This window comes from Streptomyces sp. NPDC002265 (genome assembly GCF_040296125.1).
Taxonomy (GTDB): Bacteria; Actinomycetota; Actinomycetes; order Streptomycetales; family Streptomycetaceae; genus Streptomyces.
This window is the reverse complement of record NZ_JBEOWS010000329.1, coordinates 1-10,826: the sequence shown is the minus strand read 5'-3', so window position 1 is coordinate 10,826 and position 10,826 is coordinate 1. Positions and strand designations below refer to the sequence as shown.

At 71.1% G+C, this 10,826-nt stretch carries 9 protein-coding genes and 1 tRNA gene; 4 read left to right on the top strand and 6 right to left on the bottom strand.

Features of this window, described 5'->3' with window-relative positions; translation table 11 throughout:
• Positions 1-38: 38 nt before the first annotated feature.
• Both ABT085_RS37400 and ABT085_RS37395 read right to left on the bottom strand, forming a co-directional pair.
• The gene (locus ABT085_RS37400) at positions 39-2,567 is read right to left on the bottom strand and encodes an ABC transporter permease (protein WP_351618621.1); all 2,529 of its coding nucleotides are present in this window, start codon (positions 2,565-2,567) and stop codon (positions 39-41) included.
• Positions 2,568-2,628: 61 nt separating this feature from the next.
• The gene (locus ABT085_RS37395) at positions 2,629-3,429 is read right to left on the bottom strand and encodes an ABC transporter ATP-binding protein (RefSeq protein ID WP_351618618.1); all 801 of its coding nucleotides are present in this window, start codon (positions 3,427-3,429) and stop codon (positions 2,629-2,631) included.
• 427 nt (positions 3,430-3,856) lie between these two features.
• On the opposite strand from ABT085_RS37395, the gene ABT085_RS37390 reads away from it, so the two are divergent.
• From ABT085_RS37390 to ABT085_RS37380, 3 genes are all read left to right on the top strand, one after another.
• Positions 3,857-3,939, top strand: a tRNA-Leu gene (locus tag ABT085_RS37390).
• 183 nt (positions 3,940-4,122) lie between these two features.
• Entirely contained in the window at positions 4,123-5,298 is a 1,176-nt protein-coding gene (locus tag ABT085_RS37385; RefSeq protein WP_351618615.1) for a 4-hydroxybenzoate 3-monooxygenase, read from the top strand.
• A 216-nt stretch (positions 5,299-5,514) separates the two neighbouring features.
• Positions 5,515-6,423 (top strand): Bax inhibitor-1/YccA family protein, encoded by a 909-nt coding sequence (locus ABT085_RS37380; protein ID WP_351618612.1) that lies wholly within the window; start codon positions 5,515-5,517, stop codon positions 6,421-6,423.
• Between the two features lie 175 nt (positions 6,424-6,598).
• On the opposite strand, the gene ABT085_RS37375 is transcribed toward ABT085_RS37380, so the two are convergent.
• The gene (locus ABT085_RS37375) at positions 6,599-6,829 is read right to left on the bottom strand and encodes a DUF4287 domain-containing protein (protein ID WP_152890507.1); all 231 of its coding nucleotides are present in this window, start codon (positions 6,827-6,829) and stop codon (positions 6,599-6,601) included.
• A 103-nt stretch (positions 6,830-6,932) separates the two neighbouring features.
• Between ABT085_RS37375 and ABT085_RS37370 the strand changes: the two genes are divergently transcribed.
• Positions 6,933-7,244: a hypothetical protein gene (locus tag ABT085_RS37370; protein WP_351618607.1), complete on the top strand. Its 312-nt coding sequence runs from the start codon at positions 6,933-6,935 to the stop codon at positions 7,242-7,244.
• A gap of 43 nt (positions 7,245-7,287) precedes the next feature.
• Here ABT085_RS37370 and ABT085_RS37365 read toward each other — a convergent pair whose 3' ends face one another.
• The 3 genes from ABT085_RS37365 to ABT085_RS37355 form a co-directional block, all read right to left on the bottom strand.
• Positions 7,288-8,070, bottom strand: coding sequence for a hypothetical protein (locus ABT085_RS37365; protein WP_351618624.1), 783 nt, complete (start codon positions 8,068-8,070; stop codon positions 7,288-7,290).
• 376 nt (positions 8,071-8,446) lie between these two features.
• Entirely contained in the window at positions 8,447-9,667 is a 1,221-nt protein-coding gene (locus ABT085_RS37360; protein WP_351618604.1) for an acetyl-CoA C-acetyltransferase, read from the bottom strand.
• 145 nt (positions 9,668-9,812) lie between these two features.
• A partial coding sequence (locus tag ABT085_RS37355) for an SGNH/GDSL hydrolase family protein (protein WP_351618601.1) occupies positions 9,813-10,826 on the bottom strand: 1,014 nt, incomplete at its 5' end.

The following is a 10,826-nucleotide window of genomic DNA, read 5'->3' as shown; positions in this document are numbered from 1 at the left end:
CCGCAAGCGGACGGGGCCCCTGGCGCGTGGCGCGACGCCTACTCGGACTTGATGGCCGTCAGCATGTTCAGCCGGGCCGCCCGCCGGGCCGGCCACAGCGCCGCAAGGACGCCGACCGTCGCGGCCAGCAGCAGGAACAGCGCCATCCGCGCCCACGGCAGGACCAGCTCGTACGTCGTCATCTTCGTGCCCAGCAGCTCACCGGCCGCCCAGCCGAAGAACACGCCCAGACCGATGCCGAGCACACCGCCGAAGAGGGAGATCACCAGGGACTCCAGGCGGACCATCCGCTTGATGTTGCGGCGGTCGAGACCGATCGCGCGCAGCATCCCGATCTCCTGGGAGCGCTCGAAGACCGACATGGCCAGGGTGTTGACGACACCGAGGACGGCGACGATCACCGCCATGGCGAGCAGGCCGTAGAGCATGTTCAGCACCAGCGTGAACATGCTCGCGATGCTGTTGGAGATGTCCTGCTTGCTCTGCACCTTGATGCCCGGGTTGGAGCCGAGCGCCTTCTCCAGCTTGTCCTTGGTGGCGTCGGAGGCGCCGCCGGACGTCTTCACCATGACCTGCATGTCGGTCACGTGCGACTGGTGCGGGGCGAGCGTGGCGGTGTCGAGCATGATGCCGCGCATCATCTCGTTGGCCTCGTAGACCCCGGCCACGGTCAGCTGCTGCTGCTTGCCGTCCTCGTAGTTGACGGTGAAGGACGACCCAGCCTTCCAGTGGTGAGACTCGGCCGTGCGGTCGTCGACGACGACCCGACTGCCGCCGACCTCGAACGCGCCGCCGTCCAGCGTCAGCGCGGTCAGCTCGCCGATGGCGGAGCCGTCGACGCCGGTCAGGTACTCGGACATGCCGTCGATGCGCGAGGGCGCGTTGCGCAGCGGACTGGTGGCGGTCACCCCCGCGGTCGCCTTCAGCTTCTTGTCGACGTCCGTGGACAGGGAGTTGCCGTTCGCCATCGACACCACGTAGTCGGCCTTGATCGCGGCCGCCGCCATCTTGTCGATCGAGTGCTGGAGGCTGCCCGCCACGACCGTCATACCGGTGATGAGGGTCAGCCCGATCATCAGCGCGGAGGCCGTCGCGGCGGTACGGCGCGGGTTGCGAACCGAGTTCTGGCGGGCCAGCTTGCCCGCCACGCCGAACGCGCGCAGCGCCGGGGCCGTGGCCGCGATCAGCGGCCGCGACAGCAGCGGCGTCAGCACGAACACGCCGATGATCAGGAGCACCGCGCCGAGCCCCATCGGGGCCTGGCCGTCCGAGCCGTTCATCGTCGTGGCCGCCAGGACCACCGCGACGCCCGCGGCCGAGAACAGCGCGCCGATCGTGTTGCGCAGCACCAGCGACCGGGTGGTCGCCTTCGCGTGCAGGCTGCTCATCGCGGCGACCGGCGGGATCTTCGCGGCCCGGCGGCCCGGCAGCCAGGCGGCGAGCATGGTGATGACCACGCCGACCACCAGGGCCGCGGCGACGGTGTCGGGGGAGACGACCAGCGGCCCGTCGGGCACGGTCGCGCCGAGCGCGCCCAGCAGCGAGCGCAGCCCGGCCCCGATGCCGATGCCCGCGACCAGCCCGGTCACCCCGGCCACCGCGCCGACCACGAACGCCTCGATGAGCACGGACCGGGTGACCTGGCGGCGGGAGGCGCCGACGGCGCGCAGCAGGGCCAGTTCCTTGGTGCGCTGGGCGACCAGCATGGTGAAGGTGTTGGCGATGATGAACGTGCCGACGAACAGCGCGATGCCGGCGAACACCAGCAGCCCCTGCTTCAGCCCGCTCATCGACGCGGTGATCATCTCGGCCTGGTCGGCGGCGAGCTTCTCGCCGGTGACGGTCTCGGTGCGGTCCGCGGGCAGGGCCTTGTCCAGCTCGGCCGCCAGCGCCGACTGGCCGGTGCCGGCCTTCGCGGTCACGTCGATCTCGTCGTACGTGCCGGGCTTGCCGAACAGCTGCTGGGCGGTCGCCGTGTCGAACAGGGCGAGGCTGCCGCCGGCCGCGACATTGCCGTCGTCGGTGGTGAAGATGCCGGTGATCTTCGGGGTCAGCACCGGGCCGTCGACCGAGATGCGGACGGTGTCGCCGACCCGGTAGCCGGCCCGCTCCGCGGTCGCGGAGTCGATCAGGACCTCGCCCTCGCCGCTCGGGGCACGGCCGCCGACGAGCGGGTACCGGGGGTCCTTCGTCCCCCAGTAGTTCCCGCCCTGCGACTGGAAGCCGCCGCCGATGAGCTTGCCGTCCTTGTCGGCGATCGCGGTGAAGCCGTTGACGACGCCGACCGCAGACGCGGCGCCCGGCACCCGCGCGCTGGCGTCGAGCAGCGCCTGGGTCAGCTCGGGCGCCTTGCCGACCGTGTCGCCGGAGCCCTTCTGCCACTTGGGCTGCACGGCCACGTCGACCCGGTCGAAGCCCTTGGCGGAGCTCTTCTGCAACGCGTTGGAGAGGGTGTTGGTGAAGACCAGGGTCCCCGACACGAACGCCACGCCGAGCATCACGGCGAGCACGGTCATCAGGAGCCGGGCCTTGTGCGCGAGTACGTTGCGCAAGGCGGTACGGAACATGGGTTGTCTCAGTCCAGGGGTACGGGGAGGGAGGAGGCGTCGGGAGGCCGGGAGCCCGGCGTCAGCCCGCCCGGCTCGCGGTGTCGGAGCCGGCGGCCTGGCGGTTCCCGCCGGGGAGGCTGCGCATGAGGTCGAGCACCGAGTCCGCGGTGGGCTCGTACACCTCGTCGACGATCCGCCCGTCCGCCAGGAACACCACCCGGTCCGCGTACGCCGCGGCCACCGGGTCGTGGGTCACCATCACCACCGTCTGCCCCATCTCCCGCACCGAGTTGCGCAGGAAGCCCAGCACCTCGGCGCCGGAGCGCGAGTCGAGGTTGCCGGTCGGCTCGTCGCCGAAGACGATGTCCGGCCGGGAGGCCAGCGCACGGGCGACGGCGACCCGCTGCTGCTGTCCGCCGGAGAGCTGGGAGGGCCGGTGGCCGAGCCGGTCGCTGAGCCCCACCATCCGGATCACCGAGTCCAGCCACTCCTTGTCCGGCTTGCGGCCGGCGATGTCCATCGGGAGCGTGATGTTCTCCAGCGCCGACAGCGTCGGCAGCAGGTTGAACGCCTGGAAGATGAAGCCGATCTTGTCCCGCCGCAACTTGGTGAGCTGCTTGTCCTTCAGGGAGCCCAGCTCGGTCTCGCCGATGCGCACCGAGCCGCTGCTGAAGGTGTCGAGACCGGCCACGCAGTGCATCAGGGTGGACTTGCCGGAGCCGGACGGCCCCATGATCGCGGTGAACTCGGCCTGCCGGAAGTCGACGGAGACCCGGTCGAGGGCGACCACCTGGGTCTCGCCCTGTCCGTAGATCTTCGACAGCTCCGTGGCGCGCGCTGCCACGGCGGTGCTCCGGCCTGCGACGGGGGTGGTGGTCACGGGAAGGGTGCTCCTTACGGGAAGGACGATGGTCCGGGGTCACGGGTTCCGGGGATCCGGATCCGGGTTCTGGGGATACACACCATCGTCGGGGCCGCCGGGCGCGGTGGAGTCAGCCGCTGTTCCGGTTCCGGGGGCAGACTTCCGGCGGACCACACCGCGCGCAGTCATACCTGGGGATGACGGCCGACCCTGAGGGTGCTGATCTGGAGAACAGGTGGGGCACCCTTGTTCGGGCGGTGAAATTCCGTCATTCCGCATACACGCCCGTGCTGCGCACGCGAGGCTACTGGCAAGTGCGGATGGCCAGTTCCGCATGCTGATGATCCCTCAGGCATCAATAAAATAAGACAACATCGGTTCGCCCGGCGGCTGTTAGAGGGGTGCACCCCGATAGGCTCGGGGTCTCGACGCGGAGCCATGGCCTGCCCGGATGGTGGAACGCAGACACGGCGAGCTTAAACCTCGCTGCCCCTCGCGGGCGTACCGGTTCGAGTCCGGTTCCGGGCATCTCCGACGTCGATCGCCTCCCTGCGCCGTCCGCGCCGAGGCGGTCCTCCCCCGTACGGCCGTTGACAGCGGGTGTCCGCGAGCGCAGACTCACGCGCATGCGGTGAAGAAAATTTCACCACGCGAACAGACGTCAACGGGCGTGAACGAGCGCGAACAGGCCCCGTCCGAAGGGAACGTCCGATGCGCACCACCGTCGGGATCATCGGCGCCGGTCCGGCCGGCCTCCTCCTCGCCCGGCTGCTGGACGGGGCCGGCATCGACTCGGTCGTCCTGGAGAGCCGCGACCGGGCCTATGTCGAACAGCGGCAGCGGGCCGGGGTCCTGGAGCAGGGGACGGTGGACGTGCTGCGCGCGGCCGGGGCCGGGGAGCGCATGGACCGCGAGGGCCTGCCGCACGACGGCATCGAACTGAGGTTCGCCGGAAGGCGTCACCGGGTGGACTTCCCCGCCCTCACCGGCGGCCGCTCGGTGATGGTCTACGCCCAGACCGAGGTCTGCAAGGACCTCATCGCCCTGCGGCTGCGGGACGGCGGCCCGCTGCTGTTCGACGCGGAGGCCCTCGCGGTCGAGGACGCCGCCACCGACAGTCCGCGCGTCCGCTTCCGGCACGAGGGCGCCGAGGACGTCCTGGAGTGCGACTACGTCGCCGGCTGCGACGGCTTCTGGGGGGTCGCGAGGAAGGCGATCCCGGCCGGGCTCACCCGGGTGTTCGAGCGGGCGTACCCCTTCGGCTGGCTCGGCATCCTCGCCGACGTCGCCCCCTCCCACGACGAACTCGTCTACGCCCGCCACGACCGCGGCTTCGCCCTGCTGTCCATGCGCTCCCCGTCCGTCTCCCGGCTCTACCTCCAGGTGCCCGAGGGGACGGACGTCGCGGCGTGGAGCGACGACGAGATCTGGAGCGAACTGGACCGGCGCCTGGAGACCGACGACGGCTTCACGCTCCGGCGGGGGGCCGTGACCCAGAAATCCGTCACCCCCATGCGCTCCTACGTCCACGAGCCCATGCGGCACGGCCGCCTCTTCCTGGCCGGGGACGCCGCCCACATCGTGCCGCCGACCGGGGCCAAGGGGCTGAATCTCGCCATCGGCGACGTGGTCACCCTCGCGCGAGCCCTGGCCCATCGCAAGGAGACCGGCTCGGCGGAGCTCCTCGACGCCTACTCGGCCACCTGTCTGCGCCGGGTCTGGCAGGCCGAGCGGTTCTCCTACGACATGACCACGATGCTGCACCGCATCCCCGGCGCCACCCCCTTCGAGGACCGCCTGCAACTGGCCCGGCTGGAGCGGATCGCCGGCTCGCGCGCGGCGGAGACCGACCTGGCCGAGGGCTACACCGGTCTTCCGTTCGGGTGAACGCCCGTGTCCGCGGAACGGCTGATCTCCGACCGGTTCCGGGCGTGTAGCAGCTTGGTCATGAATGCCGCCCTCCACCCCTGGGAATCAAGGTTCCGCGTAGCGTGTTGCGCAGCACGACGAGGGAAAGATCCTCCCCAAGCACTAGGGTCAATCCTTTGCCTACCTATTACTCTTGAGCCCAAGGCCCACGCACAGTGGCCATGGAGGAGTGAAATGAGGAGCAGAAACCCGGTCTTCTCGCGACGGGGGTTCAGCCGCGACAACGGCTACGCGGGCTTCAACACCGCGCCGCAGGCCGGGGGACCCGCAGTCGGCACGCAGGCGAACCCGTACGCGCAGGGCAATCCGTACGCCCAGCCGTCCGGCAACCCCTACGCGCAGAACCCGTACGCCCAGCAGGACCTTCAGCACGGCGCGCCCCAGGCCCCGGTCACCACCGGACGCATGACGATGGACGACGTCGTCATGCGTACCGCGAGCACGCTCGGCCTGCTGATCGTGACGGCCGCGCTCTCCTGGGCGCTGCTGCCGGTCGACAACGCCAACATCGGCCGCTCGTACGGCATCGGGATCGGCGCCGCGCTGGTGGCGATGGTGCTGGCGTTCGTGCAGTCCTTCAAGCGCAAGGCGTCTCCGGCCCTCATCCTGACCTACGCGGGTCTCGAGGGTGTCTTCCTCGGAGTGGTCTCCAGCATCGTCGACAACCGCATCGCCAGCGGTGCGGCCATGCAGGCCGTGCTCGGCACGATGGCGGTCTTCGCCGGTGTGCTGATCGCCTACAAGGCGGGCTGGATCCGCGTCAACCGCCGCTTCTACGGCTTCGTGATGGCGGCCACGCTCGGCTTCATCCTGCTCATGATGGTGAACCTGCTGTTCGCGGTCTTCGGTGGCGGTGACGGCCTCGGCTTCCGCAGCGGCGGCCTCGGCATCATGTTCGGCATCATCGGCATCATCCTCGGCGCCTGCTTCCTCGCCATCGACTTCAAGCAGGTCGAGGACGGCATCGCCTACGGCGCCCCGCGTGAGGAGGCCTGGCTGGCCGCCTTCGGCGTCACGGTGACGCTGGTGTGGATCTACATGGAGTTCCTGCGGCTCATCGCGATCCTCAACAGCAACGACTAGCCGACCGGCCGCGACGCATGATCGCGGACCGAGCGCGGAAGGGCCCCGGGTTCGCCCGGGGCCCTTCGTCGTGTCCTGCGTGCTTGCGCGGCCGGGACCTGCCCGAACGCCTGTCGGCTGCTTTCTCCTGCGACTTGATCGCTGCGTTCCTGCGAACTGATCCGCCGGACAGGCCCTAGAGCAGCTTGCGCGCGGCCCTCCTCAGGTCGTACTCGTGGACGATCGCCTTGGCGTGCCCGTACGCCAGGTCGTACTCGTGACGCAGCCAGCTGACCTTCTCCTCGAAGCGGAAGAGGGACGGGCCTTCGTCGACGGTGCGCAGCCAGTCGGAGACTTCACGACCGGTGCAGTGGGGGATGCGGGCGAGCATGTTGCGATGGGTCTCCTCGGAGAGGACGTGGGACATCGGCGCCTCCGGACGCAATGGGGTGTAAGCCGGTCCTTCACGTCACCGTGCCTGAGCGTTGGCGCGTTGGCAACAGTGCCGGTACGGCGCGTAGTCTCGCGACGTGGTTGATACGACGCCCCTGACCCGTGCAGTGGATCACTTCGCCGACCTTCTGCGGGCCGCGCCCCAGAGCCGGTTGCAGCGCAGCGCCGCCGCCGCGGCGCTGGAACTGGCCCGCGAGTTCGCGCGGCGCACCCAGAGCGTGGAGGAACCGGGCACCGAGCCGAGGGAGATGCCGGACGCCGGGATGTTCGCCGTCGCCGATCAGATCACCGTCGCCGGGCACGATCTGGCGGTCGTGCTGCGCAGCGAGGCCGAAGTCGCCGACGCGGTGGGACTGGTGGAGGAGGCGCAGAGCCGGGCGGGGGTGTGACCCGGGCCCGGCCCGGTCGACGGCCCGTGGCCGTGACGGTTCCTCAGAGGGACGCTATGACGCGGTCGGCCAGGATGTAGACGGTCTCCTCGCCGCAGGCGAAGGTCAGGGTGTAGGCGCCCGAGATGCCCGAGCCGCCGAGCAGGACCGGCACCTCGCCCGCGCGCAGCGCGGCGGCCAGGCGCTCCGCGGTCTCGCGGTGCCCCGGGGTCATGCACAGGGTCGTGCCGTCGGCGAACACATAGACGTCGAGGGTGCCCAGCGGCCCCGGACGGACGTCCGTCAGCTCGACGCCGGAGGAGGCCAGTTCCTCCAGGGTGGCGACCGTGCGCTCGTGGTCGTTCACGACCGGGGACTGCACCGGTACGAAGTCGGGGTGCGAGGGGTGCCGGCGACGGGCCGCGGCCAGTTCGGGGGACTCCCCGGCGAACTCGTCCGCGTCGGCGCCCGGCTCGGCCACCGGCTCGAGGGACTCCAGGCCCGCGAAGTCGCTCTGCCGGGGCAGGAACAGCTCGCTGTCCGGCAGGCCCAGCAGGGAGGGGGCGTCGGAGCCGTCACGGGCCTCCTGGGCGGCCCAGAAGGCGCGCGCCTCGGCCAGTTCGCGCTCCCGCTCCTCGGCGAGCGCCTCGGCGACGGCCGCGCGTATCTCATTCGCGTCGGCGGCGTTCCGGGCGGCGGGGACGAGACCCCGGGCCGCGGCCGCGTTGCCCCGCGCGATCTCGGTGTGCAGGGCCGCCACCTGCCGGCGCAGCACCATCAGGGTGCGCAGGACGGCGACGCCCACGGCGCCAGTGGCGGCCGTGGTGAGCAGCAGGGCGATCGGCATGGCGCTCACTGACGTACTCCCGGTTCAAAGTCGACCCCCGACTTCCTACATCAGCTTGAAGGGTGGACCATCCAGCTGTCAGTGCGTAACGTCACGAAAGGGGCAGGATTCTACTCCTGGGGTTTCCTGGCGGAACGGCCCTGACCTGCGGAGATGCCTCGCCTGAGCGAGATAGGTCACATCCTGGGTGAGATTGGATCACAAAACGGCCCAGAACCCGGGCGGTTTCCGGGTTCTGGGCCGATGCATGACGCTGGGTCGAACGGCGGCTACCGACAGCTCGCCGGGAGTCCCGTGCGGCGCGTGTTCCGGCACACGATCCGGCACACGATTCCGCGTGCGCCGGTCGCCTGCCGGGCGTGCGCCGGACGCGGTGTCAGCTGAGGCGCTCGATGACCATGGCCATGCCCTGGCCGCCGCCGACGCACATGGTCTCCAGGCCGAACTGCTTGTCGTGGAACTGGAGCGAGTTGATCAGGGTGCCGGTGATCCGGGCGCCGGTCATGCCGAAGGGGTGGCCCACGGCGATGGCGCCGCCGTTGACGTTCACCTTGTCGAGGTCGAAGCCGAGGTCGCGGTAGGAGGGGATCACCTGGGCGGCGAACGCCTCGTTGATCTCGACCAGGTCGATGTCGGCGGCGGTCAGGCCGGCCCGGCGCAGCGCCTGGTTGGAGGCCTCGACCGGGCCCAGGCCCATGATCTCGGGGGACAGGCCCGAGACGCCCGTGGAGACGATGCGGGCGAGCGGGGTCAGGCCGAGCTCGCGGGCCTTGGTGTCGGACATGATGACGAGCGCTGCGGCGCCGTCGTTGAGCGGGCAGCAGTTGGCCGCGGTGACCAGGCCGTCGGGGCGGAAGACCGGCTTGAGGCCCTGGACGGCCTCCAGGGTGACGCCCGCGCGCGGGCCGTCGTCCTTGCCGACGACCGTGCCGTCGGGCAGCGTCACCGGGGTGATCTCGCGCTCCCAGAAGCCGTTCTTGATGGCTTCCTCGGCGAGGTTCTGCGAGCGGACGCCGAACTCGTCCATGTCCTGGCGGGTGACGCCCTTCCAGCGGGCGAGGTTCTCCGCGGTCTGGCCCATCGCGATGTACGCGTCCGGGACGATGCCGTCCTCGCGCGGGTCGTGCCAGGTCGTGCCCTCCTGCTGGGCGACGGCCTCCGTGCGGGCCTCGGCCTCGGCGAAGAAGGGGTTGTGCGTGTCCGGCAGGCTGTCGGAGTTGCCCTTCACGAACCGGGAGACCATCTCGACACCGGCCGAGATGAAGACGTCGCCCTCGCCGGCCTTGATCGCGTGCAGCGCCATGCGGCTCGTCTGGAGCGACGAGGAGCAGTAACGGGTGACCGTGCAGCCGGGCAGGTGGTCCATGCCCATCTGGACGGCGACGATACGGCCGAGGTTGTTGCCCTGCTCGCCGCCGGGCAGACCGCAGCCGAGCATCAGGTCGTCGATGTCCCGGGGGTCCAGCTCCGGAACCTTGGCGAGGGCCGCCTGGATGATCGTGGCGGTGAGGTCGTCCGGGCGCAGGTCCTTCAGGGAGCCCTTGAAAGCGCGGCCGATGGGGGAGCGGGCGGTCGAGACGATGACGGCTTCGGGCATCACGGCTCCAGAGACGGGACGGCAAGGCGGACTGTCTGGGAAGTTACCCGTACGTATGGTTCAGGTCACGAGGGTTGCGATGTGACCCTGGCCGCAGTTTCCAAGCGCTTGCTTTCTCTCCGAGGTCAGCAGGGGGCAGCAGGGGTCAGCCGGGGTCGCCGAGGGGTGTCCGGGGGCGGCCCGGGGTGTCGACGGGTGCCGGGGCCGTCTCCGGGACGCGCCGCCGCCTGCGGCGCTTGAGCAGGGCCCAGGGGCCCCGCGGGCCCGTCGGCATCGCGGCCGTGACCTCCGTACCGGCCTCGGACGCGGCCTCGGCCGCGGCGCGGGCCACCGGCAGGAAGCCCTCGCGGCGGGAGGCGTCGGGACGCTCCTCCTCCGCGGGCCACAGCCCCAGCGCGGCACAGACCGTCGGCAGCAGCGCCATCGCGGCCGTGGCGTACCCCTCCGCGGAGGGGTGGTAGTTGTCGGGGCCGAACAGCTCGCGCGGGTTCGCCGCGAACTCAGGGCCCAGCAGGTCGCCCAGCGACACCGTCCGGCCCCCCTGCTCGACCGTCCCGATCGTCTGCGCCGCCGCCAGCTGGCGGGAGGCCCGCCGGGCCAGCCAGCGCAGCGGCTGCTGCACCGGCTCGATCGTGCCCAGGTCGGGGCAGGTGCCGACGACCACCTCCGCGCCCGCCGTGCGCAGCCGCCGTACCGCCGAGGACAGATGGCGCACCGAACGGGTCGGCGGCATCCGGTGGGTCACGTCGTTCGCGCCGATCATGAGCACGCAGATGTCGGGGACCTCGTCCGGCCCCGCGAGGACGAGTCCGACCTGCCGGTCCAGGTCGTCCGACTGGGCGCCGGGCATCGCCACGTTGCGCAGCACCACCGGACGTTCCGCGACCGCCGACAGCCCCGCGGCGAGCAGCGCGCCCGGTGTCTGGCCGGCCCGGTGGACACCCTGGCCCGCGGCCGTGGAGTCGCCCAGCATGGTCAGGCGCAGGGGTGCCTCGCCGGGGACGTCGTAGACATGGCCGTAGCGGCCCTCCGCGCTCGGTACGTGGGGGCGCGCACCGTTGCCCACATGGCGCCGGGCCAGCTGGACCTCCGCCAGCAGCAGACCGACGGCCGCGGCACCGGCCAGGCCGATGCCGCCGCCGCCGTACGCGGCCCCGGC